This window comes from uncultured Nostoc sp. (assembly GCF_964245445.1).
GTDB lineage: Bacteria > Cyanobacteriota > Cyanobacteriia > Cyanobacteriales > Nostocaceae > Nostoc.
This window is the reverse complement of record NZ_CAXTNE010000046.1, coordinates 1-25,556: the sequence shown is the minus strand read 5'-3', so window position 1 is coordinate 25,556 and position 25,556 is coordinate 1. Positions and strand designations below refer to the sequence as shown.

Here is a 25,556-nt window from a genome sequence, read left to right as displayed (position 1 = left end):
GAGTTAAAAGGCTCAACGTTCGAGTTAAAAGGCTCAACGTTGGAGTTAAAAGGCTCAACGTTCGAGTTAAAAGACTCAACATTCGAGTTCAAAGGCTCAACGTTGAGGTTCAAAGGGTGAAACTTAAGCTTTCCAATGTTTGGGTGGTTGAAGATTTTCCGGTAAGATTGTTGTGCGATCGCCAATTGCCTCTTCAATCTGCTCTTGTCGTAGATTTTCGGCACCCTGAAGGATTGCGTTTTTGAGAGCAGCACGAATGAATTTTGTATCTTGGAGATTTGCTCCAGCAAAGGTTGCTCCTTCTAAGCTAGTTGCTGATAGTTCTGCTTTGTAGAGGTTTGCGTGCAAGAAAATTGCCCCTTGTAACTTGGCTTGCATCAAGTTTGCCTCTTGTAACTTGGCTCCTCTGAGGTCTGCCATTGTCATATTAGTTTCTATAAAGATTGCCTCTTGTAATTCTGCTTTATCTAAAAACACATTTTCCAGATTGGCTCCTCTGAATAATGCTTTTTTAAGATTGGCTTCCGTGAGGTCTGCTCCCCTGATATCGATATTACGTAAATCCAGTCTCTTATTTTCCAGGTCATTCTCAGACTTGCGCCGTCCAATAACGATAAGGGCTGCTTGAATATCCGTCTTGAGTTTTGGTTTTTGCTCTATCTCCTCTGACTTGATTAACAGTTTTGCCTTCTCTGCTTTTTTCTTGTCTTTTTTCACAGGCGCATTCTCTCGCACAAAAGCTGTGAGGACTTCCATGATTGTCCAGTGATCATCTTTGGAATCTTTGGCGATTCGCTCTAAAGTATAAATTGCACCTAATCGCACTTCAATCTTTTCATTTCCAAGCTGTTCAATAGCCTTGGCAAAGCGTTCTGTGATTTGCTTGTCTTGTGCAGCTTGGGCATTTTGGAGCGCAGCCTTAGCAGTCTTATTTGCAGCTTCAGCACTTTTATCCATAGCTTCCCAACGCTTCGCAGCATAGTAAGCATTGATAAACACTGCAATTACACCGAAAATTGTCGCAGTAGTTTTTAACGCTTCCGTTTCATTTTTTAGTCGTTCATCTAATGGGGATATATCCCAGACAAAGTGAGCGACCATAACAGATGAAATAATAAATAGTGCAAATACAAAAAATGAAATTAGAAGTATAAACGAATTTCTGGGTGTGTCTGTCTTATTATCAGACATAAATTATGTTTCTTCCTCATCTCCCAAATATTTCCGGAGACTTTTGGTAAAAGCTATAGCATTAAGTGAAACTGGTAGAATGCGCCCAAATAACTAATGATGCTGTGATAACTCAACTTGATTGTCGCCAATCTGTCGGTGCTTCTATATAATCAGGTAGACGAGTAGTGCGATCGCCAAGTGCTTTTTCAATCTGGTGCAACTCTAAGTTTTTCGCCCCTGTTAAAATTGTCCCTTCCAGTTTGACATCACTCAGGTCAGCTTCTGAAAAGTTAGCTCCCATCAGGTTTGCCTGAGTCAGGTTAGCTTGATAAAAAGTCGCCCTATACAGGTTGGCTCCGATGAGGTTTGCTTGAAAAAGGTCAACTTCCGTTAAACTGGCTTCTGAAAGGTTGGCAAAATAGACTTCTGTTTGGTGAAGTTTGGCTGCATTCAAGTTAGCCCTAGAAAGGTTGGCTCCATTCAAGTTAGCCCCTGAGAGGTTAGCACCAATCAAACCCGTCATGTACAGATTGGATTTACCCAATTTTGCTCCTTGCAAGTTAGCTAAAAATAACTTTGCCCCTGAGAGGTCGGCCATTTTTAAGGTCGCTTGTTGTAAGTTAGCTTTATACAGGTTTGCTCCTTGCAGATTAGCTACACGCAGACTTGCTCCAGAGAGGTTGGCTGAACGCATGTTTGCCCCACTGAGATTAGCGCGGTTGAGATTAGCCCAACAGAGGTTTGCTCCACAAAGGCTAGCTTTTAGTAATTTGGTTTCATAGAAATTAGACCTCACGAGTTTAGCGCCGTTTAGGTCAGCCTCACTCAAGTTTGCTCCACGTAGGTCAGCGCCACTTAGGTCAGAGCCACGTAAGTCTGCTTGTTGCAGATTAACTCCTAGCAGGTCTGCCCTTCTAATGTCGATATTACGTAAATCAAGTTTTTGATCTTTTGGGTCTTCGAGTAAATTACGTCTGCCGATGACAGTTAAAGCTGCTTGAATATCAGTGCGGATTTTTGGAAATTCTTCATGAAGGTTTTGCTCCAACTGCTGTATCGGAGGCGACCCACCTCTACGCCTACCTGAGTAAGCTGCTTCTTGATATTCCGGGTTTTGTTGCTCTACCTTTACCTGCTGGATAGGTGTATTCTCTCGCACAAAGGCAGTAAGAATTTCCATAATTGTCCAGTGTTCTTTGGAAAAATCCTGAGCAACTCTTTCTAATGCATAAATTGCGCCTGTCCGGGTTTCAACTTTTTCATGACCAAGCTGGGCAATTGCCCCCATAAAGCGCTCTGAAATTAATCTGTCTTGATTAACTTTTGCATTTTGAATGCCAATTTCCAGGTTTTTCTCAGCTGCGATCGCATTTTGCTGCATCGCTTGGGCACGCTTTGCTGAATAATAAGTATTAAACATAACTGCCGATGCCAGAAAAACTATTGCAATAGTTGTTACTGCTTGGTTTCTATACTGAATTTTTTCCTGAATTGACAATTCTTTAATACTGGATAAAACAAAAAAAATTACAGTCAATGAGAAGCCAAATATAACTGTTATAGTTATCAACCAATTCAGAAGAGCGTCTGTCTTTTTAGAAGACATGGTAACGATTTTCCTTACAACCTAGAATTATTACTTAGATGTTGAGGAAAAATAGTATAGCATTTAGCAGAAAATTATAATAGGTGTCAAGACACTCAATTAACTAGTTAATGACATGGAATATACTATATCGTACATACTATTTCAAATGGCGCAAGAAGCTCAGAATACAATTATGCGTGACTTTTAAGAACCGTTGCTACCCTGGCTTAACGCTAAGAGCGGAGCTTGCTTTCCCGTAGGGAAGTCGGCACCCCAAGGGCGCACTGGCTCCTTTTGACTTCCGCCTTGCGATACGAGTGTTTTATTCAGAGAATTTAGCTTCTCTAAGGTTTGCCCCATCGAGTATGGCATTATTGAGAACTGCCCCATTCAGCCCAGCTAGATATAAGCTTGCACAATGGAGGTTAGCCCCTTCGAGGTTAGCTCCTTTTAAACGAGCTGCACTGAGGATTGCTCCTTCTAGGTTAGCTAAATATAAGTTAGTACCTTCTAGGTTAGCTGCACTGAGAATTGCTCCCGCGAGATTAGCTTCTGTGAGGTTAGCTCCAGCAAGATTAGTTTGATAAAGATTTGTCTGTTCTAGGTTCGCCCTATTTAAATTTGCTCCTCTTATGTCCGTGTGACTCAAATCAAGTTGCTCATTCTCTGGGTCTTTATTTACATCTCTTCTAGCGATAACGGTAAGGGCTGCTTGAATATCTACACGAAGTTTTGTTGACAGGTTGCTCGTTAATTTTTCTTGGGGCATATAAGGAGCATTTTCTCGTATAAAAGTAGTAAGAATGCCCATAATTATCCAGTGGTACTGTGCATGATTTTGGGCAATTTGCTCTAAATCGTTAATTACAGCGAGACTGCTTTCTATTGTCTTATTCTCTAGTTCTTCTATTGCTATTCTTAAACTTTCTTTTGACGAATGATGCTGAGTTTGGTTAACTTTTCCATAAAAATCATGTATCCTCAGACATATTTTCGATAGCTGTCCGTTATTTGTCGGCAAAATATTTTTTATGCTCTGAAAAGCATTAATAATTACTGTCAACATTACTAAGTGATAAAATGAGGTTTCAAAAATTACTTGTACTCACTATTCTTCATTCTTCACTATCAATTAACCCGATCATGATAATTTTAATTGATGCCTATGATAAAGCATCCATAAAGAATTTATGAAAACCAATAATTATAAAGGATAGCCTTCTTTTACTAGATACGCTAGGCAACAAAAAAATCTTACAACTCAAATAGTATTGTTATTAACTACTTCAATGCAGCAAAAATTACAGCCTATAGTTAAAGACTTAGTGCTGATTGGTGGCGGTCACAGCCATGCAATTGCCCTGAAAATGTTTGGGAGAAAGCCTTTACCTGGTGTCCGTTTGACGTTGATTACCGCAGCCAAAAATACAGCTTACTCTGGAATGTTACCAGGACATATTGCCGGATTTTATAGCCACGATGAATGTCATATTGACTTGCGACCTTTAGCTAAGTTTGCTCAAGCACATCTGTATATTGACAGAGTAGTTGCCCTAGATTTGGAAAATCACAAAGTTCTTTGTGCTAACGGACTTGTGGTAGATTTTGATGTGCTGTCTATTGATATTGGCAGCACTCCAGCCACAGTGTCTGTATCAGGTGCAGCAGAATATGCGATCGCAGCTAAACCAGTATCGCAGCTATTGGAACATTGGTATGAAGTAATTGAAGCTGTAGGTAAAAATCCTCAAGAACCAATTAGCATTGCGATCGTGGGTGGTGGCGCTGGCGGTGTAGAATTGGCGCTGTCGATGCAATCTCATTTACATCGCATTTTACGTCAAACTCAACAACCAATTCAAAATCTTGAAGTTCATTTATTCCAGCGTGGCACGGAACTGATGCCCAATTACCATTCATCAGTGCGCCATCAAATTCAGCAAATTTTAACCGCGCGAGATATTAAGCTACATCTTGGGGAAACTGTGTGTAAAGTTGCACCTACACCATACAGGGAAACTAAAGAAATATTTGAGATTAAATGCGAATCTGGCTTGATAGTGGAGTGTAATAAAATTTTCTGGGTAACACAAGCATCCGCACCCGAATGGTTAAAAAGCGCTGGACTAGCAACTGATGAGCAAGGTTTTATTTTGGTAAAAGATACGTTGCAATCTCAAACGCACCCGCAAGTATTTGCTGCTGGTGATATTGCCACAATGGTAAATCATCCGCGTCCGAAAGCTGGGGTATTTGCTGTTAGGCAAGGTAAACCTTTATTTAAGAATTTGCAGCGAATTTTATTAGGTAAGCCGCTCAAACCCTATAGACCACAAAAACAATATTTGAGTTTAATTGGTACAGGAGACGAACGAGCAATCGCAACCAGAGGCGCTTTTACTTTACCACCTCACAAACTATTGTGGCATTACAAAAATTGGATTGACTGCCGTTTCATGGAACGCTTTCGTAACCTTCCAAGTAGCAAGAGTAAAGTGTGTTAGCGCAGTGTACCTGAGTAAAAAAAGGTCTTACTACGCAAAAACGCCCCTCTCCGAGTCGGAGAGGGACAGACTTTAACGACAGTTGAAGGCAGGGAGAGGTTTTTCAAACTCGGTATTTCAGCAAGTAGGCACAGCTACTTTCGCATGTTTGTTAACGTAGTCCACAAATAATTGCTTCAGCCGGGGACTAACACCAGCGTGTTCAAAGAATCCAAAACCCAAATTCTTAGCTTTTGCCAAAGTTTCTTCTGGCGTTAATCCTTCCTGGATAGCAATACTTAAGAGCGCAATTCCAGTTGATCGCATCCCGGCTGCACAATGTACCACTGCTGGTTTAGGAATTTCTTCGAGTGTCGTGAGGATTTTGGTAATAGCCTCTTCATTTAAATTTTTTAAATCCACCTTGAGTGGAACATTTGTATAATGCAGCCCCAATGCTTCCGCTACTTTTTGCTCATCCTTAGAAAATCCTAGCTCATCTGGCGATCGCAGATTTAGAACGGACTTAAAACCTTCTTGGATAGCTTGCTCAAGCTGTTTTGGTATAACTTGTCCTGTTGTTGTCAAGTTTTCGTTAATCTGTATGGCGTTGATCACATTCACTCCTTTTCAATTTCTAATAGCTTCCAGCTTGGTAAATAGTCGAATCAGCAAGCTTTAAGAAGATATTCAAATAAGCACCGCAAAATTAGCCAAATATCAAAAGATATTGCTTGATTACTTCAAAATACAGATTTTGAAGCTGGTTATTTTATTGCTTTATCCATAATATACGGTTTATCGATAGGGTTAATGGTGTTTAGAACTTATTATAGGTTTTGCGTATAAAATTACCGTAGCTTATAGTTTAGGAGTTGTCATCGATCGAATTACAGGGTGCAGTCAGTGGTTATCCCCAAACTTCCCGTGCGGCTGTACTTGCTTGCGTTATAGATGCGAACCAAAATTTTCAGGATGATCAGACGATAGATTGTCCAGCGAGTTGTGACTTAATTGCAAACTGCTAAGATCAGTAAAGAATTTGGCTAGTTGATGTGTTGTGATGTCTACGACGGTCACGTAGCTCTGTCCTACTTCTTGCCTACGGCACGCTCCGCGAACGGAGAAGCAAGCTACGCGCAGCGTCTAGTAGAGAAGTGCGGGCTATTCGGCGTCGCAACTAAAATTTCTCATAATATACTAAAAAGTAAAACAGGCATGTAATCTGAATACCAGCCCTGAACCTATGAACGCTAACGAAATATCTCTTCGGCCTGCCCAAGAAACAGATGCGTGGGTGCTGAGTGCAATTCATATTGCTGCCATCAAAGCTCTACCTGCAACTTTCTACACCCGAAAAGAACTTTTAGCTTGGCGTAATAACCGTGACAAACCTGATGGTTCAAATATCTTGAAGAGTATGAAAGTGGAAACTTTCTGGGTTGCGATCGAGGGAGATGTTGTTATCGGTTTTGCTAGTTTTATTGTTGACGAACTCATCGGACTATATGTTCATCCTAAATATCAAGGTAAAGGAATCGGGCGTGCTTTAGTTCAACATTTTTGCGATGAAGCAACTGAGCAAGGTGTAGATAAGGTAATTACAACTGCTAGTCTTTATGCTGAAGGGTTTTATTTACGACTGGGATTTACTGCCATCCAAAGATCACCTCATTATTTAAGAAGTGGAGTAGTTGTCCCTGTTACTAAAATGAGTAAAACATTAGCTACCGCACCGAAATAAATTTGAGAGGGGCGTCACTGTAATAACCGGGGAAATTGTACGCTAAGGCTGAAACTAATATGGGGGTAAGCTTTTCAATAAGTGCTTTATACCATTAGATTGGGGAAAAAACTCTGGTTATGCTGCTAGTTTTGATCTAGTTTTAACGAAAAATAGTCGTTTCCGGCACTTGAAATTTTCTTAGCGTACAAAAAACCTTTTTTGGCACGGTGATACCTAATTTTAGGAAAGGCAGGCTGCTAGATTAAACAAAACTGAAATTGCTACTATTTAAATTTAAATTTGTAACGCCTTCCACAAATCCAATCAATTCGTTAACATTGTCTTTGAGAAAGATAGCCGTGCCAGCATTATAGCCTATTGTAAAAGTATTATTCAGGAGATAATCATTGGACGCACCCTTTAACTGGATAGTATCTACCTTCTCGAAATCCTTAATTAGGGCATAGTCACCCAGACCTTGGGTATTAGGATTACCATTATCATAGTAAACTTGATCGATACTTCCCAATACAAAGGTATCGCTACCATTACCGCCATTTAAGATATCTATCTCACTGTGTCCCGGATTGACAAAAGTGGGATTGACCCCGATGAGAATGTCACGATTCTTGCCGCCATTGAGAATGTCATTGCCTGCTAGACCTATGAGTATATCCTTGCCATTTCTCCCGTTGAGTTGATCATTACCAGGACTGCCAATAAGAGAATCGTTGCCATCTCTGCCGTTAATAGTTTTTTCTACTAGATTAATCGGATATTTTAAAGTGTATGTTACCTTCCCCTCATTAACTCCGACTCCGCTCCCAACGTTCCCATATCTAAATTCGGATTGACTTTCCAAGAAAATTGATAAACCAAATTCAATGCCTACTGGGTTTTCCGTAATCAAAGCTAAACTATCTAAACCCCATTCGGGGAAAACATTACCTACCCAGAAAGCTTCTTTTGGCTTAACATCACCGAAATTATTAGTCACATCATCTAAACCATATGTGAATCCATTAAAACTAAATTCAAAATCTGTTAAGATGAACTCCTCAGAACCATATCCAAATCCTACAGGTTCAGATTCATCGTCGTAACTGAAAAAACCTGTAAATGTTTCTCCAGTTAATGGCCCTTCCAAGTTATTGACGGTAAAATCATAGGGGATAGTTGCCATTGTACTTCCTTAGATATTTGAGTTTTGAATTGATAAATCAGTAGTGAAATCGAGAATTTACTTCTTCTGTTGCAAAGAAAATTTACCAGTAAGCTGCACATTGACTTCAAAGCGATCAGATAGCTGGCGTCGGCTTAATGCAGAAGAGATGGCTTTTTGTGCTAAAAGTATTTGCTCGATTTGCTTATGATGAGACAAGCTATTGTTGTGGGTACGATAATAATAAAGTGGATGTTTAATTTGCTTTACTTGCGTGACTTCAGAAAGCCGCAAACAAAGATCATAATCTTCTACAGATTCAAATGACTGATCAATACCGCCCACTTGGTCATAAACTACGCGACGGATTAATCGAAAATGGAAGATCATAAAGTCAACCAATAATCGGTCTTTAGAGTATGGAATTTGGCAACGTTTTCCTTCTCCTTTAATCCTGCCTTCTTCATCGATAACAGTGTAGTTGGTGTATACAAGACCTACTTCTGGATATGTATCGAGGACAGCAGCAGTTTCCTCAAGAGCTGTTGGTGCTATGAAGTCATCACTATCCACCTGTCCAATGTAAGCTCCAGTAGTCGCAGCAAATGCCGCTTTTAAGGCGCACCCCTGTCCTAAATGTTCCCCTAATAATACTCGGACTCGTTGATCTTTGGCGGCATAACTATGAGCAATTTCTACAGAGTGGTCTGTAGAACCATCATCCCAAATCAGTAGCTCAAAGTCTCTCCTAGTTTGTCTTAAAATACTTTCAATTGCTTTACTAAGGTAACGCTCCCGGTTATAGACAGTCATAACAATGGAAATTGCTAGTGTCATAAGCTAGACCAAAAAGTTGTTAGCTATAAAAGTTTTGGGCTGAGTGGGTACGCATTAAAAAAATGAATGATGAAATCAGATTATAACACTTACACCTTACTAAAGTATTTGATTTTAGGAACTCCAAACCTCATAGTAATTATCTCTAAACAACGGTAAAACTACTAAATTTGAGTTGAGGTCATTTAAGAAGTTATAAATTCATATTGCGAAATTTAGCTTAGAACACAAAAAGTCGAGTAACCAGATCAACAGGGACTGTTTTATAGAAGTCACAGACAATAAATCCCATTGGTAACAAAGACTAAAATGCGAATAAGCAAGCGAATCGCGAGTGATTCTGTATAAAGTTGTAATATCTAGGACTGATCAAGTTTTGAACTTCTGACCCTCACCTCCAAAGCAGTTAGAGACACAAAAATTGAGCATTGCAGATTTTAAAAAGCGATGAAATTTTAGAGCGCAAAGGTGAGACAGGCTACCATCAAGTGATTCAACGGCTAGCATAGGCGTGACCGTGCCAAACCGCGGAAATTGTACGCTAAGACTGAAACTTAGATGGGGTAAGCTTTTTAAGAAGTGCTTTCTACCATTAGATTGGTGAAAGAACTTCAATGACTTATCAGGGGTAGCTAGGAAATTTATGCAGCTATCTGGAAAATATTTACATTTTTAATCACCTGTTTTTTAAAAATCGTGGTATTAAGATTATTTTTACCCAAGTTGCGACAGCTTTTTCCACATAACATATTATGGAAGTAAGTACTTGCTAGCATAAATGAATAAAACCATCCGGTCATCAGCTCTCACCCGTACACGTTTGATAGAAGCCGCCTCGCAGGTATTTGCTAGTTTAGGTGTTCAAGGAGCAACTACCCGTGAAATAGCTCGTGTTGCTGGTGTGAATGAGGTAACTTTATTTCGCCACTTTGCTAGCAAAGAACAACTTTTGGGAGCAGTCATCAAAAACGCTTTGGCACTCCAGACAGAAGCCCTTGCACACCCCCAAGCGTGGACGCAGGATTTAAAAATTGATTTAATACAGTATGCCCATCTTTACAATACTATGCTAGAGGCACAGGAAGACTTAATTCGTACCTTCATTGGAGAAGCCAAACGTCATCCTGAGGCAGCAAAACAAGTGATTCAAGAAGCTGCCAAGCCCCTAGGGGAAAAACTGGTAGCTTACCTGCAATCGAGTCAGAGACTAGGCACTGTTAGAGCAGACCTTGATCTATTCCCAGCAGTTGATATGTTTAAAGGAATGCTATTAGCTGGAATGCTATGCCGTAGTGCAAATTTCAATCAAGCCAGCTATAGCTGTGAGGATTATATCGAAACCTGCGTAGATATTTTTGTGGGCGGTATCATTGCCACTCCGTTTTCAGTTGTTAATACGGCTGTAAGCAATGATTTTTGAAGGTAAGTTATTTCTGCGTAACTCCTAACCAAAACGACTCAAGAGGCAACAGCTTTAGCGCTCATTAGCTACTGAATACAATTTATGTTCAATCGATATTAATAGTAATTAAAATTCATCAATCTGTTTACAAAAATAAATATATATGAAAATATTAAAAGGTAAAGTTGTCAGTGGTTTGGGAAACTTTTCTTATTGGATTGAGAAACTCCAAGAATATTACTTGAGAAAAACGGGAATGAAATTCTTCCCTGGAACTTTAAATATTCAGCTAGAACAACCTTACGATCTCCCGAAAAATGTAATTCGTCTGGAAAAGGAAGAATATGGAGGGACTGTTTCTGTTAGCATTGTTCCCTGTCAGATATTTGGCAGAGATGCTTTTATCTTAAGAACAGACAAAAATAACACCGAGAGTGGAGATCATCCAAAAACAATTATTGAGATAGCTTGCGACGTTAAACTTCGGGAGCTATATAACCTGAAAGATAATGATTTAATTGAAGTTGAGATTCACGATGTCAGATTTATCTGAATTAAACAATCTGCTTGCAGATGAAGCGTCAATCCATTACGCGAGTGGTAGGGAGCAAAAGCGGTTATCAAAAGGTGCAGGTTTGCTGGAATTGGCTCGAAGCCAAGAACTTATAAGCCGCTATCTACCACCTCCACCCGCAGTGATTTTCGATGTTGGTGGTGGCGCTGGCGTCTATTCTTTTTGGCTTGCTCAACAGGGCTATGAAGTCCATCTCATTGATGCGGTTCCTTTGCACATAGAGCAAGCCCGACATTTGTCTCAAGCTCAACCAGAATATCCTTTAGCTAGTTTGGCAGTTGGAGATGCTCGGCAACTGAATCGAACGGATAATACTGTTGATGCTGTTCTCTTACTTGGGCCTTTGTATCATCTGACTGAGCGCACAGATCGGATTATTGCTTTGCGTGAAGCTTATCGCATCTTAAAAACTGGAGGTTTCGCTTTCGCGGTGGGAGTTTCTCGCTTTGCTTCAACCTTAGATGGATTATTTCAAGGACATTTAGATGATCCAGAGTTTGTAGAGATTGTTAAACAGGATTTAATTGATGGTCAACACCGCAACCCAAACAACCATCCTAAATACTTTACAAAAACCTTTTTTCATCATCCAGAAGAACTCAGAGCAGAGGTTGAAGAAGCGGGCTTACATTCTGAAAAGATTTTAGCGATTGAAGGGCCAGGCTGGTTATTACAAAACTTTCAGGAACACTGGAATGAGCTAGGTCGCCGCGATCGCCTTTTAGAAGCGATTCGTTGGTTAGAAACCGAACCCTCTATATTGGGAATGAGCGCTCACATCATGGCTGTTGCTCGTAAATAGGCGATAAAGTAGAGCGATCGCCACTAACTAAAAGCGCTTGTTGTTTTGCCAACACTTGTTTGCGTAACAAGAGTAATTGTCTATCTTTAATGCCTTCTGCCATCAATCCCTCAACAGTTTTCATCAGATAATCAGCGCAAGATCCCAATTTTCCAGATGCGGTGGCAATACTATTTACAGTAGTTGTTAATGGTATCTGATGAGCGTACCTGGGATGTTGGCGATTGGCAACAAAGGCGATCGCTTGGAATTCTTGCGTACCATCAAACACTTTTACCCAACGAGCAACGTAGACACCACCCAACATCTCCCGCCGCCAAATCAGCAGTAATTCGGATGGGACATCAGCAGCTGCAATTCGATAAATAACGCCACGACAACTACCGCCTCGATCAAGTCCTAAGAGTAATCCCGGATTTTCTGGAGTACCACGAGCGAGGATCATCCATGTACAGAAGCACCGATGCCAACCATAAATGATCCCAGCACGGCGCTCGACGTATGTCATTAAGGGATTCCAAATCAGCGAACCATAGGCAAATATCCAGATATCAGAATTTGGCGGTTGCTGTTGTAGTGTTTCATGGAGCGATCGCTGTAACTCATCTTCGCTCACAGTTGTTAGCTTGATTCCAGCGTGTGATGCTTCTAAGAGTCTCGTCTGTTCATTTCCAGCTTCGAGGTCGCTACGACTCAGTGACATAATTTAGATTATTTCCTTTTATGTAAATTTTCAGTAATTTCACTATAACTTTAAGATAAATTAATTAATATAGAACTCCCTTTCCCGTAGGATTTACGATAAGCCTAACTATAGGCAGCAGTATCTTGATGATGCCAATCTACGAAATAAGGAGTAAGCTTTGTGGCATTTGCGACAAACCAATTATTAAAGTTCTCAATCAAATATTTACCAGCAATTGCCACCAAACTAGCAATTACAACTTTAATAGCAGTTTTCCCACTACCAGTTAAAGCAGTTACATTAGTAACTAGTCGTGCTGCTTTCGGAGGCAATGACGGAATTGATTGGTCAAGTTTGGGTAAAGTATTCAATCCCTTTGCTCCCGATCCTTCGGCATTTTTGCCTAACTCTTTTTCAGCAGTATCCGAAGGCGGTTTATCTCTGGGTGTAAATATACCTCAAGTTGGCGATGCTGGTATTAGCCCAGCTTTTGTTTTTCAAACCTCTTTTATACCCAAAAGCATTCCGACCAACTTCACTAATGGTGATTTTCTTCTCTTCACAGGCTTTAACCCAAGAAGTGGTTTTCCTGCAATTGGCAACCCGGGCCCTTTAACCATTAGCTTTGATCAGCCTGTTTTCGGTGCTGGTACTCAAATAGCTGTAGACGATATTCTAAAATTCAACACGTTTGTTTCAGCTTTTGATCGTGCCAATAACCTATTGGGTACTTTCTCAGTACCGGGGACTTCTTCAGTCACATTAGATAATTCGGCATTGTTCCTTGGGATTCGCAGTGAAACTGCTAACATCTCACGACTCGTTTTCAGCACTTCTGAGTTAAATAGGGCTTTTGCCATCAACAGGGTGAGCATTATTGCTGTTCCTGAACCAACTTATACCCTGGCTATATTAGCTTTCGGTGTTTCAGGCGCAATTTTAAGAGTACGCCAACGCAGGTAAGAATTATGCTTGTTTAATGTTCTTGTCCCGTTGGTCGGATGAGAATTTCGTTGACATTAACGCGCGGTGGTTGGGTAACGGCGTAAACGATCGCAGCAGCAATGTCTTCGCTTTGCAGAGGCGTAATTGCCTTGCGTCGTTCTTCGATCCGTTGTTTGGCAACAGGATCAGTTATTTGGTTGTCAATTTCCGTATCCACCAAACCTGGTTCAATAATGGTGACACGGATATTGTCCTTGTGGACTTCTTGGCGCAATGCTTCTGAGAGGGCATTGACACCCCATTTGGTAGCATTATAAACACCGACGCCCGCCCGCGCTGTCCGGCCAGCCACTGAGGAGATATTGACTATATGCCCCGATTTTTGTGCTTTCAAAAGAGGCAAAACAGCATGAGTAGCATATAGCAGTCCTAATACGTTGAGGTCAAATGATCGCCGCCAGTCTGAGCTATTTCCTGCTTCAATGGTTCCTAGTAAGGCAATCCCTGCATTATTTACAAGAATATCAACCCTTCCCAATTCTGCATTTGCCTTTGCCACCAAGTTATTTACCTGGCTTTCGTCAGTCACATCAGTAACAATGGGCAATGCCTTGCCACCACTAGCTTCGATACGTTCTGTCAACGCCTGAATGCGATCGCCACGCCTAGCAGCCAGCACTACTGTTGCTCCAACTGAAGCCAAGGCGATCGCAGTTGCTTCTCCAATTCCGGCTGAAGCCCCAGTGATAATTGCTACTTTTCCCTCTAATTTCTCTGTCATACGATTATCTAACTCCTTAGTAATTAATAATTGAATATTGGGCATTGGGCATTAATTATTCTCCCCTGCTCCCCCTGCCCCCTGCCTCTTACTGATTCTCAAAACGGATGCAACTGCTGCTCCACAAAGTATTAGGGCTGCGAAGCGAAAAGTTCCTTGGAACCCCGCAACGATCGCTTCACGAGGGGCAACAGAGACATCTGCACCCGCAGACATGCTAGCAATTAACGTTCCAAATACTGCTCCGATTACAGAAACTCCTACTGTGTTACCTGAAGTACGTGACAAAGACAGTAGCCCAGAAGCAATTCCTAGCCGCTCTCTCGGGACTGATCCCATTACAGTGCTATTGTTGGGCGATTGGAATAAACCCAGCCCAATACCGTAAATAAAATAGCGCGACACATAGCCTAGCTCAGTAATTTGAGCATCAAAAGTGCTAATGCCCAGACAGCCGCCAATCATCAACCCCAGCCCAATAGAACTAATCATTCGAGCGCCAAAGCGGTCTGAAAGTATTCCAGCTAGTGGGGCAATTAACCCACTAAGCAGAGGCGATACAGCTAGTAGCAGTCCCACTTTTACCGTTGGATACTGCTTGACGCGCTCTAGAAAGAAAGGGAGGATGAGTAGCGAACCGCCAATAACAATGAATGCTAGCCAGCCACTTAGCAAACCCATACTCAACTGGAGATTGCGAAACAGGTGTAACTCTAGTAGCGGCTGCTTTACCATCGCTTCAACCACCAAAAAAATTGTAAAACTGACGATGGCGATCGCTAATAATACCAATGCATTAGTACTGCTAAAGCCCTGGCTTTGCCCTAGCGTCATACCCAGCCCAAAACTACCCAAAGTCAATAAAGCCAATATCGCTCCCAAAAAATCAAATTTCTGTTTGTCCTGGATGCGTACAGAAGGCGGCACTACGCGAGCTATTAAGAAACTAGTTATGATCCCCAAGGGTACATTGATGAAGAATATACTATGCCAGCCTGACAAACTCAGGAGCAGTCCGCCAGCAGAAGGGCCAAAAGCAATTCCCAGTGACACTACGCTACCGATAACGCCAACAGCCCGACCTCGTTCGGAGGAGGGAAAAATTTCTGTGATAATTGCTAAACCAAGCCCAGAAATGAACACAGCACCTAATCCTTGAAGTGCCCGAAAGCCGATCAACCAGCCAATACCAGGTGCAAAACCACACAACAGCGAACTGAAAGTGAACAGAACAAGTCCCGCCTGATATAAGGACTTCTTACCCCACATATCCCCCAGGCGCGTTGCCCCTAAAACTAAACCGGAACTGATCAACTGGTAACTCAATACAGCCCATTGGGTCGTAGGAAAACTGGTATCAAAGGCTTGTACCAATGTGGGCAAAGCAACATTGATGATGCCCACATCTAGGGTGGACATGAACACTCCAAGTCCGATACCGAGCAAGGCCCAATTTTTTTGAGAGCCTGATAAAGGCAGAGGTTGTGCTTGCAATTGTGCCAACGTTTAGCCTCCGGCTTTAACTTTACGGTTGTGAATAGTTTGCATACGTATATTTATAGTAGAGTGCTATTCTCACTACTTGTTCACAGCGATCGCAGCAGGTGCTTCGTTGATCAGAAATGTTCTAGATAAATTGAAAAATTCAGAAGCATTAATTTCTCAGTCGGTAAGACTGGCTTTTCTACTTGTCATATATTTGATAGAGTACCTAGATACTCTTAACTCCAGACTCCTTCAACTATAATACTCAACAAAATACGGTGACTCGATAGAGTTTTTGTACTTATGCTAGTTAGCAAACTATCATAGACAACTCCAAGAAGCAAGCTCTAGAGATTTTCGTATAAGCAATGGCTCAAAAAGCTGCCTTATCTAGATTTGCATTAGCATTTATTGCAGGCTTTGTGTCTGTTTTACTATTTCACCAAGGTGTATTGGCGTTGCTACATGCAGTGAATTTCACGCCTCGCGCGTTTCTGAAGATACTCGCCATTTGTTTAGCAAGTCTCTAAAGTTATTACCCAGACGTTCCTGGCTCAATCCGCGCCCCAAGCTGAAGAACTCGTCCAAGATCATCAGCGTTACGCCAAGTTTCAATTATTTTCCCGTCAACAATCCAATGAATGAAGATAGCCGTGAATGTTTGTTCACGGCCATAACTAGGTATTCCAAAGAAACTTTCCTGAGTGCAGGTATTAGTCGCACGCACTACCACTTTGTCACCTTCAGCAATTACGTCTTTAATTGTCCATTTCTGCTCGATAGCCCCAAATGAACCAAAGAGTTTACGTACCCCATCTGGCCCTGGAGGAAGCCCAGGTAAACCACCGTGCATCTTCCAAGTTGGGGCAGTCATATCGCAGATATCTTCAATCCGATGTTCGCTAATGAGTTCTATCCACCGTCGAGCAATTATTTTGTTGTCTTCAATGCCAGACATTGCTACTCCTTTTTTACTTATAAATTAAAAAAAAATAGTATTTATTTATCAGTGATTAACTGCGGGCTGAGTGTTTTAATCCAATGCTCAAGGGCACAGGGAATTTTTGAGATAAACGATAGAACAGCACGGGTTTTACCAATGCAAACAAACAACAGGTAATGTTCATGCAAACTATACCAATCTTAAATCATTTGTGAAATATACCAATGTTCCTTTTTATTTTTCTCTTTACCCCTACTAACTGAGCGGATACAATTTTATTTACTATATTTACTAAAATAGTATAATATATGCCTAAAATTACTGTTTGCGTTCCTACTTTTAATCGTGTTCATCTCCTTCCTTATGCCATTGACAGTGTACTCAATCAGTCTGAGCAAGACTTTGAGCTAATTGTTTGTGATGACGGTTCTAGCGATCGCACACCTGAGTTAATGTCACAGTATACGGATCACCGGATTAAATATATCCGTCATCTGCAAAATATTGGTAAAAGTAATAATATGCGCTCTGGCTTTGATGCAGCCAGTGGTGAATATTTTATTAAATTTGATGATGATGATCGGCTAACACCCGATTTTCTTGCAAGTACCGCAGCTATTCTTACCCAAGACTCTAGCATTGATTTTGTTGGTACAGACCATTGGATCATTGATATTAACAATGTGCGGGATGAGGTAAAAACTCAAGAAAATTCTCATCGCTGGGGCAGAAAGACTTTACCAACAGGTGTTGTAGATAATTTGTTGGAGGTTGTATTTATTCAGCAAAGCTTTCAAGTTGGGGCGACATTATTCCGCCGTAAAACATTGCAAGAATTAGGATATATGCAGCCAAATCTGCAAAATTGTGAGGATAATGATTTATTTGTGCGTCTGGCTTTGGCTGGGAAAAAAGGTTATTACTTACCAGAATTATTGATGGAATATCGTTCCCATGCAGAGCAGCAAGGTATCAATCGAGCCATTCCTTATTTATTTGATAAAATCCGGTATTTAGAAAGTTATAAATTTGAGTCTGAAAAAATAGAAAAAATCAGGAAAAATCGTCTAACTGAAACGCAATTATTATTAGGTTTGCGTTTAATTGAAAAGGGGGAAACGCAAAAAGGCAGAGAGCTAGTTTTAGCGGGACAGTCTTTTTCGGCTGTTAAAGCTTGGACTGGTTTAAGTTTATCGTTGTTACCAGTTGGGTTGCGAGGTAAGGCGTTTAATGCACTGCGACAGGTGCGGGGTTAGAAAATAGTTCTTGAAATGTTTCACGTAAAAGTGCAGAGAAAATTATGCAGGGTTTTTACACTGTAAATAACTTATCCTAATACAGTTCAGTTAGCTCTAATAACTTTAAACTGTGTAGGTTGGGTTGAGGAACGAAACCTAACATTAAGCCTTAATTGTTGGGTTTCACTTCGTTCAACCCAACCTACTAATTACTAACTTCTTGACCACTCATCAATAATAGTCAAAATTGTTTTATCACCTAAGTTATTAACAGATTTTACTACATCACGATAATCTTCAAACTCTTTTTTTGGTTTCTTATGTCGAGCATCTTCTATAGCTTTTGCAAGTTTTTCCGCCCCAGGAATCCTAGAGCGTTGTAACTTTCTAGATAACTCGTCTCTATCCAAAGAGTTCAATAAACTAAGTGGATTACTCTGTTCACGCTTTTGGGGAATAAGATTTTCAAGTTGCTTGAACTGACTATCTATTCTCTGTCTTTCTTGTATAAATTCTGACTTAAATTCATTGAATTGCTTCTCAAGACGTAATTCTAGATTTGCCAAACGTGGTTCTAACTTTGTTGTTTCAGGCTGTGGTGTTACTGTTTTACCAGAAGAATCAATTTCTTGGAGAGATACAATTTGCTTTAGTACTAAATCCTCTAATTTTGGGGCGATGACAAAGGCATTAACCATCTCAGCTTGCCGAGGATTTTTTTCTCGTGCTCTGACAGCAGCATAATATTCAAAATGTCCATCGACTACTGTATAGCTCTCTAGTCCTGTCACTTTCACAACTAATGGTCTGATAATTCCTCCAGTTTCTATAATTATGTCTGCGAGGTTTTCCAAATCACCCTCTGAAAAATTTGAACGAGGTTCATTAGAAGTAATACTTTTTACGTCTACCAAAGAAAAATTAATCATTAATTCACTCCTATTTTTTGGATAACTTCATCTGCTAATACATTAAATTCTTCAGCAGAAATTTGAGCAGAAGTTTTTAATTCGGCAAATTTAATAATAGACTTAGGGTCAGGATATTCTAAATCTCCAACTAGGAGAGTTTGATTCATGCATTCCGATAACGCTGTTCTGTCATAAATTACAGCTTCCATAAGTGGCAATTGATAACGCTCTAAAATTACTTCTCTCTGTTTGGGGAAATTGTATTGTAAAAACTTAGCATTTGTTGAGATTTTAGAAGCAAGAACACCCATTATACTAATGGGCGGTTTACCCATAATTTCTCTGGATTCATTAATTTGATTAACAAAATTTTTGACCGTTGGTAAACCTTGGTTAGCAAAGGGTTTCAAATCCGATGGAATTATCAGGTAATCAGTAGCAATCAGTGCAACTTCAGCATACAAATCTCTAGAGGGTGGAGTATCAATGATTACAACATCATAGCTGTCTTCTACCTTTTTTAACTTTGTTACTAGCCTGCTCCTACTAGCTAATATTTTAGTTAGTTTATCTTGAGACTCAATCAATGTAATATGTGAAGGAATAACATCAATTTCTGGATTGTTGAAATAATCAGATGTACGCACTAATTCTGCAATAAAATTAAAATCTCCTGATTCTAATAAATGGTACACGTTTCGCTCTCTTAAATTATCATCTTCTTCAAATTGAAACTTGATCAATCCTGTCGCAAAAGTAGTATTCGCCTGAGAATCTATATCAATCAAAAGTACTCTTTTACCTTTCTTACGTAATGCTGCTGCAAGATTGACTGCAACAGTAGTCTTACCAACGCCGCCTTTGTTGTGGTAGATTGCAATTGTTTTCATTGAATGTTGCATCTTCGTTTCAAAAGTTGAATCTTTTTCAGTTGTTTGAACTTCTGGTTTATCTACTAACTGTCCTTCTTTTAGCCTCTCTCTACCAATTAGACCTTTAATATTCTCTAATTTCGTCTCAACGTCCTTCCCAGAACACTGAAATACTAATTGAATATCAGTATGCAATTTTTGATAAATTCTAATCTCTTTGCCATTGGTCAACAATCCATATCTGACATTCAAGCTGGTTAAATAATGCCTGAGTCGAGGGACATGATGATTTAAGTTTTGCTTGGGATGCTTTGCCTCCATGACGACACTCAACGGCGAATTGGTATCTAAGACAAAGGGAATCACTTGTGCGGCAAATGCTAAAAAATCTAAGCGGATGCTACCAACGGCAACTTCTTGATGCCAGGTGTCAGGAGTATAACCTAGCTGCGGTAGCAAATATTGCACTATGAGTTTGCTTTCAACTTCGCTTTCGTTACGGCACAGCTCAGGATTAAAAGGCAATATTTTTTTACCTCTAAATAATTATTGGACTTGGGATAAAACCTGATATTTGCTAGATTATGACATAGCCTTAATTATGTTGAGTGATATAAATCACTTACAAAGATATAAATAATTATCATAAAATTAGTACTTTTGCTGGTAAAGTAATCACTTCTGAGAGCTAGGCATATTCAAAAGTAACAGGCTACGTATGTATTTCCCCATTATCTTTGTAAATGGATAGAATCAAAGTGTTTACCTATTTGCGCTAAAGGTTTTGGCTACTGTATCTTGTCCCCACTGCCATCAACTCGTTGATAGTCAAGCTATTAGTTGTCCCTATTGTCGGACAACACTCAAAGCTTACGGTCATCCCGGTATTCCATTGCACCGCGCCACTGGGGACGGGTATCTGTGCGATACCTGCACTTATCACGCTGATGATACTTGCAATTTTCCTCAGCGTCCCTACGCCAAAGACTGTACCCTCTACCAAAATATTGAACAGACAAAATTAGAGTTGGAACAGCAGCGTTACATTAACAGTTTTGCAATAACTGTAAAAAGTTGGGTAAAACGCAATCAGGCTTTGCTGTTACTTTTGGGTTTATTATTGGTCTGTTTGTTGTTCGTTATATTAAGGTCTTGATTTGTGTTTAGTGGGGAGTATGGGAGATGAGGTAGCAGGGCGAAGAGGGGAAGAAGAACTATTAATTATTGCCTAATGCCCTCATCCCTCATTCCCCATTCCTGACTCCCTACTCCCTAAGCTTCAAACTGTTGTAATTTTGGATGCTTCAGCAATAGGTTCAATCAATATGGTTGGCGCTTTTTCGTCAAAAGCGGCTAAATCGAACCAAAAAGTGGTGCCAATGCCGACTTCACTCACTAGATGGACTTTGCTACGATGTTTGTCAATGATATTTCTAACAATCGATAAACCTAAACCCGTGCCTTCTAGGGTGTGAACTCGGTTTTCTACGCGAAAGAAGCGTTCAAAAATTGAGCGTTGATCTTCTGTGGCGATGCCAATTCCAGTATCGGAAATTTCAATCCGCACTGGAGAAGATTGGGTTGGATTGGGTTTAAAATCTAGTTGGTAGGCGCGGATTGCCACTTTACCACCGACTTTTGTGAATTTAAGAGAATTACCAATTAGGTTGCCAAACACTTGTACTAACAGATCATAATTACCCATTACCAGGGGCAAATTAGGAGTAACTTCTTGAATGAGTTCAACACCTTTATCTTTAGCATTCAGTTGGTAAGTACGCAATGTTTGCTCGATCGCTTGGGCTAAATCTACGCCATCGAAGCTGTAGTTGTGACCAGATTGGAGTTTTGACAAATCTAAAACATCGTTAACTAAACGAGTCAGGCGATCAGTTTCATGATTTACTGTTTGTAGATACTCTTGCCGTATCTGTAAATCTAAGTTCTCGCCGTATTCGTGCAGAGTTTCAATATGGGTTTTGATGTTGAATAAAGGCGTTCGCAGTTCGTGAGAAACGTTGCTGATAAATTGGCTTTTTGCCTCGTTTAATTCCACCTCACGGGTTATATCTTGGACGGTAATCGCAATGCCTTTGATGCTTTCCCTTTGTACATTAAGTACTGTAGTCAAGAGAATACGGATCGTCCTCTGAGTGGGTTGGTTAAGAAAAATTCGGAATTCGGCGCTTTCGCATTTGCCTGCTGCCATTTCGTACAAAGGGCTAGCGATTTCCATTTGTACCGATGGTGGCAAGTGATGTAACAAGTTGTTACCTTCCACACCAGCGTTTTCCCAGCCAAAAATTCGCTCTGCTGTGGGGTTAGCTAAAATCACCTGCATGTTGTTATCAATCAACACAGCACCATCTGCGATCGTTGAAACTAGGGTTTGTAGCTTGGCTTTTTCTGCGGTCAGTTCTTCAATATTCTGTTCTTCATAGCGCTCTAATCGCTCTCCCATCTCATTAAAGCTTAAAATTAACTCCCCCAGTTCGCCCCCTAAAGGTAAATCAATGCGCTGCTTGAAATTCCCGGTAGCAATTTGCTTCACTCCCACCAGCAGTTCTTTAATGGGCTTAGTGATGGTCAAGGCGTTTATCACTCCTGCCAAAATCACCATTACCCAAATGGTAATAAAAACGGCAATGGTGACATCGCGGGTAAAATTGGTGGAGATGACAGCAGTCTGATTGGGGTTGATACCGATCGCTAATACACCTAAGTATTTTTTATTGACAATCAGGGGAATAAATACATCGGTGACTATTCCATCTGGGGTTGTATGTTGCCGCACCATCGGCTTTTCCCCATCACCAGGGTAATCTTCTGGCAGTTGTATCCGCCGTTTAATGGTAAGAGAGTTTTCTACCTCCGCTTCCCAAAAAGGAATGCCAAAAAAGATTTCCCCGTTTTCGTCAGCGTAAAGCATATAACGCACACTAGAGGTGCTGCTGTAGAAGCGTTGAGAAAATTGGGCAACCTCAGTCAGATTATTGTCAGCGATTAGGGGAGCAACGTTGGCAGCAAGCAGCAGCCCCAAGTCACGGCCAAAGCGGGTGTCATTCATCCGCGCATCCTGCTGAATTGTATTCACAGCCCAGAAGGTCAGACCACTCATCACTAATGAAACTACCATTGTGACCACAGCCAATAATTTGGTCTGGAGTGTGAATTCCGACCACCAACTAGCGATCGCATGTCGAATTGTTTTAAACAGACTTAGCATCTTAAATAAAGTTGTTAATACTCTTTGTTATAAAACCCAACAACTAAAAAATTAACAGTTAATTTAATAAATATGTTAGGGGAGAGGGAGAGATGGGAAACTCAAGGGGATATTCATGTAAGGTAGTCTTAACGAATTTACCTCATTTCAAGCATCCGAGTTGATATCCAGTTGAGGATTAAGGCGTTAAACTCCATTTTTGTAACTGTTGGTTACGCACAGATGAGCAGTCTAACAAAAATTCAACCTGTCGTGATTTTAGGCTAGTTTTCCGGCTTAGGTTAGCGGCTGCTAGTAAACCCGACGCGCCACCGTTACGATGCGACTGCAAAATCTGTGTACTGCCGCATCTTAGGCTCATGAAATGCCAACACTATATCTTCCTTGGCAACACCAGCACAAACTAAGTCAGTTGCGATTCCATCTTCAGTCCAATCTTCCTCAATCCAGAATTTGCGATCTCGAATCCGAACGTAGACGGTCATACCAGTAATACGTTCGCCATTTTGCCAACCAAGGTTCATCCAAATATAGTGACCCTTTGGCTCATCCATAATCAAAAATGTTTCCGTATCTCGGTTAGGCCGACGGTTACATAGTTCTATATACTCCGTCAAGATCCGCTTAATTATCTTGGGATACTCAGTTAATTTATCCATTGTGTGATTTCCTCTGTTTCTGTATCGACAACAATGAGTGGAAGTTGATGTTTATGGAGGATGAGTTAAATCACATCCTGGTTGAAAAAACTTTTATAAGCGATCGTACCAACAGCAAGGTAAAGTTTACGGTCTGGCGCTGTTTCCTATAAAAGATAACGGTAGATGTCATACTGACCAAGAGCTTCTTTCAAATCTTGTATTTTTGATGCACCAGCAAAGCTTTTCACTTCAACAACAAGTTTTTACCCATCTCGTTCAGCCCCAATTGGGCGTTCAGCACCGAGATCAGCGTATAACATTGTTTTTCGATACTGAATTATGTAGGGATCGTCCGTAATCACCCAGCCGTCCTTTATCAGTGCATTTTTTACTGCGTTATGGATAATGTCTAACTTGGGCATAGCTTAAGTATAAGTCAGCCTCACTGCCTGATGGAAATCAGTGCCAGCCTTAAAGCTGACATCAGATTGGATACTTATAGAGCTTCCCCCTGCTTTAGCCTGACCATTCTATGCCCAATATCTCTCCGGTAATATCTCCCTTTAAACTGGATATATTTGATACCTGCGTATGCTTGAGCGATCGCTTGCTCAAAATTTTCTCCGATTCCAGTCACATTTAATACTCGACCCCCATCTGTGACTATTTCTTGTTGCTGGTTCAATTTTGTACCTGCATGAAATACTGTTGCTCCGGTTGCCTCTGCCTCACTAATGCCAGTAATAACCTGGCCTTTCTCATATTCTCCTGGATAACCACCTGAAGCTGCAACTACAGTTGCAGATGCTCCCTTTTTCCAAGCAATGGGTGGCAATTCACTTAATCGCTGTTGTACACAGGCTAGAAGCAACTCTTCTAGAGGTGTTTCTAACAGTGGCAAAATCACCTGGGTTTCTGGATCGCCAAAGCGACAGTTAAATTCCAAAACCTTCAAGTCGCCATCGGGTGCAATCATCAACCCAGCATACAGTACACCTCGGTAATCAATACCTTTAGCTCGTAAGGTTGCGATCGCTCTTTCTAATACTTCTGTTTGAATGTGTGCCATCAACTCTGGCGTAACGATGGGTGCTGGGCTGTATGCTCCCATGCCACCAGTATTTTCTCCCGTATCGCCCTCACCAATTCGCTTATGGTCTTGAGCTGGCAACAAGGGTCGAATCGTTAACCCATCTGTCAATGCTAAAATTGATACCTCTTGCCCAATTAAACATTCTTCAATGACAACAAATTCACCAGCACTGCCAAATTGTCCTTGAAAAATCGCATCAACGGCACTTTCTGCCTGTGCAACTGTTTCAGCTACCATTACGCCCTTACCAGCCGCCAAGCCATCAGCTTTAACGACAATTGGCGCTCCCTGAGATTTAACATAAGATTTTGCTGCTGCTGCTTGCGTAAATACCGCAGCCCGTGCCGTCGGAATCCCTGCTTCTTGCATCAGGGCTTTTGCCCAAGCTTTACTCGCCTCAATTTGCGCTCCCGCTCTGACTGGGCCAAATACCATTAACCCTTTGCCTTGGAGGTAATCTGTGATTCCCTTTGCCAAAGGCACTTCTGGCCCAACTATCACCAGAGTGATATCATTTTCTAGAGCATATCGGCTCATGCCCTCAAAATCATCTACTGTTAAGGGCAAGTTATGGCAACGTTCCAGACTTGCTGTGCCTCCATTCCCTGGTACACAGACAACTTGCTCAATTTGCTTAGATTGCAACAGTTTCCATGCCAGAGCATGTTCGCGCCCTCCATTACCTACAACTAAAACTTTCACTGCTTTCCTCGTGCGTTCCTTGCCAAACGAGAATGCCCTATTTGGCTCTCGCGGATCAATTTTTTCATTAATTTTCACACTTATGCAAGCCCCCTCATAAATAAAAAGGCTGAGGAGCAGGGGCAGCAAGAAATATAGCTATAGCGGTTCCCAATTGCATGAAATACAGACCTAACCCCCAGCCCCTTCCCTTCTAGCGTTGGGGAGTAAGATTCAAAGCCTCTCTCCTTTCAGGAGCTACGGTGTACACACAAGTCGAATTACCCCCCTTAATCCCCCCGATATAT

At 41.0% G+C, this 25,556-nt stretch carries 23 protein-coding genes and 1 pseudogene; 8 read left to right on the top strand and 16 right to left on the bottom strand.

Translation table 11 applies throughout. The features are described from left to right. Positions 1–123: 123 nt before the first annotated feature. The 3 genes from ACFE90_RS10955 to ACFE90_RS10945 form a co-directional block, all read right to left on the bottom strand. Positions 124–1,191 carry a pentapeptide repeat-containing protein gene (locus tag ACFE90_RS10955; protein ID WP_375500350.1) on the bottom strand — a complete coding sequence of 356 codons (1,068 nt, stop codon included), beginning with the start codon at positions 1,189–1,191 and terminating at the stop codon, positions 124–126. 112 nt (positions 1,192–1,303) lie between these two features. Beyond that, entirely contained in the window at positions 1,304–2,779 is a 1,476-nt protein-coding gene (locus tag ACFE90_RS10950; protein ID WP_375500348.1) for a pentapeptide repeat-containing protein, read from the bottom strand. A 304-nt stretch (positions 2,780–3,083) separates the two neighbouring features. Next, entirely contained in the window at positions 3,084–3,827 is a 744-nt protein-coding gene (locus tag ACFE90_RS10945) for a pentapeptide repeat-containing protein (RefSeq protein WP_375500346.1), read from the bottom strand. A gap of 223 nt (positions 3,828–4,050) precedes the next feature. On the opposite strand from ACFE90_RS10945, the gene ACFE90_RS10940 reads away from it, so the two are divergent. Then, a complete protein-coding gene (locus tag ACFE90_RS10940; RefSeq protein WP_375500344.1) occupies positions 4,051–5,265 on the top strand; it encodes an FAD-dependent oxidoreductase in 1,215 nt (404 codons plus the stop codon). Positions 5,266–5,382: 117 nt separating this feature from the next. Here the strand turns inward: ACFE90_RS10940 and ACFE90_RS10935 are convergent, their stop codons facing one another. Beyond that, positions 5,383–5,862: a beta-lactamase hydrolase domain-containing protein gene (locus ACFE90_RS10935; RefSeq protein ID WP_375500362.1), complete on the bottom strand. Its 480-nt coding sequence runs from the start codon at positions 5,860–5,862 to the stop codon at positions 5,383–5,385. 628 nt (positions 5,863–6,490) lie between these two features. Between ACFE90_RS10935 and ACFE90_RS10930 the strand changes: the two genes are divergently transcribed. Then, the gene (locus ACFE90_RS10930; protein WP_375500342.1) at positions 6,491–6,988 is read left to right on the top strand and encodes a GNAT family N-acetyltransferase; all 498 of its coding nucleotides are present in this window, start codon (positions 6,491–6,493) and stop codon (positions 6,986–6,988) included. A gap of 244 nt (positions 6,989–7,232) precedes the next feature. Here the strand turns inward: ACFE90_RS10930 and ACFE90_RS10925 are convergent, their stop codons facing one another. Together ACFE90_RS10925 and ACFE90_RS10920 are read right to left on the bottom strand one after the other, a co-directional pair. After that, positions 7,233–8,153 (bottom strand): calcium-binding protein, encoded by a 921-nt coding sequence (locus tag ACFE90_RS10925; RefSeq protein WP_375500340.1) that lies wholly within the window; start codon positions 8,151–8,153, stop codon positions 7,233–7,235. A 57-nt stretch (positions 8,154–8,210) separates the two neighbouring features. Further along, positions 8,211–8,969, bottom strand: a complete 759-nt coding sequence (locus ACFE90_RS10920) for a glycosyltransferase (RefSeq protein ID WP_375500338.1) — start codon at positions 8,967–8,969, stop codon at positions 8,211–8,213. A 778-nt stretch (positions 8,970–9,747) separates the two neighbouring features. Here ACFE90_RS10920 and ACFE90_RS10915 point away from each other — a divergent pair. The 3 genes from ACFE90_RS10915 to ACFE90_RS10905 all read left to right on the top strand — a co-directional run bounded on the left by ACFE90_RS10915 (position 9,748) and on the right by ACFE90_RS10905 (position 11,747). Beyond that, positions 9,748–10,389: a TetR/AcrR family transcriptional regulator gene (locus tag ACFE90_RS10915; protein WP_375500336.1), complete on the top strand. Its 642-nt coding sequence runs from the start codon at positions 9,748–9,750 to the stop codon at positions 10,387–10,389. Between the two features lie 145 nt (positions 10,390–10,534). Further along, positions 10,535–10,924, top strand: coding sequence for a CTP-dependent riboflavin kinase (locus ACFE90_RS10910; protein ID WP_229494456.1), 390 nt, complete (start codon positions 10,535–10,537; stop codon positions 10,922–10,924). After that, positions 10,908–11,747, top strand: a complete 840-nt coding sequence (locus ACFE90_RS10905) for a class I SAM-dependent methyltransferase (RefSeq protein WP_375500334.1) — start codon at positions 10,908–10,910, stop codon at positions 11,745–11,747. Before ACFE90_RS10910 ends, ACFE90_RS10905 begins: the two co-directional genes overlap by 17 nt. On the opposite strand, the gene ACFE90_RS10900 is transcribed toward ACFE90_RS10905, so the two are convergent. Beyond that, positions 11,725–12,450 carry a gamma-glutamylcyclotransferase gene (locus tag ACFE90_RS10900; RefSeq protein WP_375500332.1) on the bottom strand — a complete coding sequence of 242 codons (726 nt, stop codon included), beginning with the start codon at positions 12,448–12,450 and terminating at the stop codon, positions 11,725–11,727. The two genes, ACFE90_RS10905 and ACFE90_RS10900, sit on opposite strands and share 23 nt — an antisense overlap. Before the next feature lie 162 nt (positions 12,451–12,612). On the opposite strand from ACFE90_RS10900, the gene ACFE90_RS10895 reads away from it, so the two are divergent. Continuing rightward, entirely contained in the window at positions 12,613–13,395 is a 783-nt protein-coding gene (locus ACFE90_RS10895) for a hypothetical protein (RefSeq protein WP_375500330.1), read from the top strand. A 13-nt stretch (positions 13,396–13,408) separates the two neighbouring features. Here the strand turns inward: ACFE90_RS10895 and ACFE90_RS10890 are convergent, their stop codons facing one another. The 3 genes from ACFE90_RS10890 to ACFE90_RS10880 all read right to left on the bottom strand — a co-directional run bounded on the left by ACFE90_RS10890 (position 13,409) and on the right by ACFE90_RS10880 (position 16,601). Then, complete coding sequence (locus tag ACFE90_RS10890) at positions 13,409–14,203, bottom strand: SDR family oxidoreductase (RefSeq protein ID WP_375500328.1); 795 nt, start codon at positions 14,201–14,203, stop codon at positions 13,409–13,411. A 6-nt stretch (positions 14,204–14,209) separates the two neighbouring features. Further along, positions 14,210–15,661: a DHA2 family efflux MFS transporter permease subunit gene (locus ACFE90_RS10885; RefSeq protein WP_375500326.1), complete on the bottom strand. Its 1,452-nt coding sequence runs from the start codon at positions 15,659–15,661 to the stop codon at positions 14,210–14,212. A gap of 517 nt (positions 15,662–16,178) precedes the next feature. Continuing rightward, positions 16,179–16,601, bottom strand: a complete 423-nt coding sequence (locus ACFE90_RS10880; RefSeq protein WP_375500324.1) for an ester cyclase — start codon at positions 16,599–16,601, stop codon at positions 16,179–16,181. 293 nt (positions 16,602–16,894) lie between these two features. Here ACFE90_RS10880 and ACFE90_RS10875 point away from each other — a divergent pair, with 293 nt between their 5' ends. Next, positions 16,895–17,842 (top strand): glycosyltransferase family 2 protein, encoded by a 948-nt coding sequence (locus ACFE90_RS10875; protein ID WP_375500322.1) that lies wholly within the window; start codon positions 16,895–16,897, stop codon positions 17,840–17,842. A gap of 194 nt (positions 17,843–18,036) precedes the next feature. Here ACFE90_RS10875 and ACFE90_RS10870 read toward each other — a convergent pair whose 3' ends face one another. Then, the gene (locus ACFE90_RS10870) at positions 18,037–18,753 is read right to left on the bottom strand and encodes a chromosome partitioning protein ParB (protein WP_375500320.1); all 717 of its coding nucleotides are present in this window, start codon (positions 18,751–18,753) and stop codon (positions 18,037–18,039) included. After that, complete coding sequence (locus ACFE90_RS10865) at positions 18,753–20,132, bottom strand: AAA family ATPase (RefSeq protein ID WP_375500318.1); 1,380 nt, start codon at positions 20,130–20,132, stop codon at positions 18,753–18,755. Before ACFE90_RS10865 ends, ACFE90_RS10870 begins: the two co-directional genes overlap by 1 nt. A 259-nt stretch (positions 20,133–20,391) precedes the next feature. Between ACFE90_RS10865 and ACFE90_RS10860 the strand changes: the two genes are divergently transcribed. Continuing rightward, positions 20,392–20,763, top strand: a complete 372-nt coding sequence (locus ACFE90_RS10860) for a zinc ribbon domain-containing protein (RefSeq protein ID WP_375500316.1) — start codon at positions 20,392–20,394, stop codon at positions 20,761–20,763. A 123-nt stretch (positions 20,764–20,886) separates the two neighbouring features. On the opposite strand, the gene nblS is transcribed toward ACFE90_RS10860, so the two are convergent. From nblS to purD, 4 genes and pseudogenes are all read right to left on the bottom strand, one after another. Further along, a complete protein-coding gene (gene nblS / locus ACFE90_RS10855; RefSeq protein ID WP_375500314.1) occupies positions 20,887–22,833 on the bottom strand; it encodes a two-component system sensor histidine kinase NblS in 1,947 nt (648 codons plus the stop codon). Positions 22,834–23,147: 314 nt separating this feature from the next. Continuing rightward, on the bottom strand, positions 23,148–23,492 hold the full coding sequence (locus ACFE90_RS10850; protein WP_375500312.1) for a XisI protein: 345 nt from the start codon (positions 23,490–23,492) through the stop codon (positions 23,148–23,150). Beyond that, positions 23,480–23,896, bottom strand: a pseudogene (locus ACFE90_RS10845) (XisH family protein). Before ACFE90_RS10845 ends, ACFE90_RS10850 begins: the two are co-directional and overlap by 13 nt. A 74-nt stretch (positions 23,897–23,970) precedes the next feature. Then, on the bottom strand, positions 23,971–25,269 hold the full coding sequence (gene purD, locus ACFE90_RS10840; RefSeq protein WP_375500360.1) for a phosphoribosylamine--glycine ligase: 1,299 nt from the start codon (positions 25,267–25,269) through the stop codon (positions 23,971–23,973). Positions 25,270–25,556: the final 287 nt, after the last annotated feature.

Excerpts from the sequence above, each read along its gene's own strand:
- ACFE90_RS10955 (WP_375500350.1), bottom strand. The coding sequence starts at position 1,191 with ATGTCTGATAATAAGACAGACACACCCAGAAATTCGTTTATACTTCTA.
- ACFE90_RS10950 (WP_375500348.1), bottom strand. The coding sequence starts at position 2,779 with ATGTCTTCTAAAAAGACAGACGCTCTTCTGAATTGGTTGATAACTATA.
- ACFE90_RS10945 (WP_375500346.1), bottom strand. The coding sequence starts at position 3,827 with ATGTTGACAGTAATTATTAATGCTTTTCAGAGCATAAAAAATATTTTG.
- ACFE90_RS10940 (WP_375500344.1), top strand. The coding sequence starts at position 4,051 with ATGCAGCAAAAATTACAGCCTATAGTTAAAGACTTAGTGCTGATTGGT.
- ACFE90_RS10930 (WP_375500342.1), top strand. The coding sequence starts at position 6,491 with ATGAACGCTAACGAAATATCTCTTCGGCCTGCCCAAGAAACAGATGCG.
- ACFE90_RS10925 (WP_375500340.1), bottom strand. The coding sequence starts at position 8,153 with ATGGCAACTATCCCCTATGATTTTACCGTCAATAACTTGGAAGGGCCA.
- ACFE90_RS10920 (WP_375500338.1), bottom strand. The coding sequence starts at position 8,969 with ATGACACTAGCAATTTCCATTGTTATGACTGTCTATAACCGGGAGCGT.
- ACFE90_RS10915 (WP_375500336.1), top strand. The coding sequence starts at position 9,748 with ATGAATAAAACCATCCGGTCATCAGCTCTCACCCGTACACGTTTGATA.
- ACFE90_RS10910 (WP_229494456.1), top strand. The coding sequence starts at position 10,535 with ATGAAAATATTAAAAGGTAAAGTTGTCAGTGGTTTGGGAAACTTTTCT.
- ACFE90_RS10905 (WP_375500334.1), top strand. The coding sequence starts at position 10,908 with ATGTCAGATTTATCTGAATTAAACAATCTGCTTGCAGATGAAGCGTCA.
- ACFE90_RS10900 (WP_375500332.1), bottom strand. The coding sequence starts at position 12,450 with ATGTCACTGAGTCGTAGCGACCTCGAAGCTGGAAATGAACAGACGAGA.
- ACFE90_RS10890 (WP_375500328.1), bottom strand. The coding sequence starts at position 14,203 with ATGCCCAATATTCAATTATTAATTACTAAGGAGTTAGATAATCGTATG.
- ACFE90_RS10880 (WP_375500324.1), bottom strand. The coding sequence starts at position 16,601 with ATGTCTGGCATTGAAGACAACAAAATAATTGCTCGACGGTGGATAGAA.
- ACFE90_RS10875 (WP_375500322.1), top strand. The coding sequence starts at position 16,895 with ATGCCTAAAATTACTGTTTGCGTTCCTACTTTTAATCGTGTTCATCTC.
- ACFE90_RS10870 (WP_375500320.1), bottom strand. The coding sequence starts at position 18,753 with ATGATTAATTTTTCTTTGGTAGACGTAAAAAGTATTACTTCTAATGAA.
- nblS (WP_375500314.1), bottom strand. The coding sequence starts at position 22,833 with ATGCTAAGTCTGTTTAAAACAATTCGACATGCGATCGCTAGTTGGTGG.
- ACFE90_RS10850 (WP_375500312.1), bottom strand. The coding sequence starts at position 23,492 with ATGGATAAATTAACTGAGTATCCCAAGATAATTAAGCGGATCTTGACG.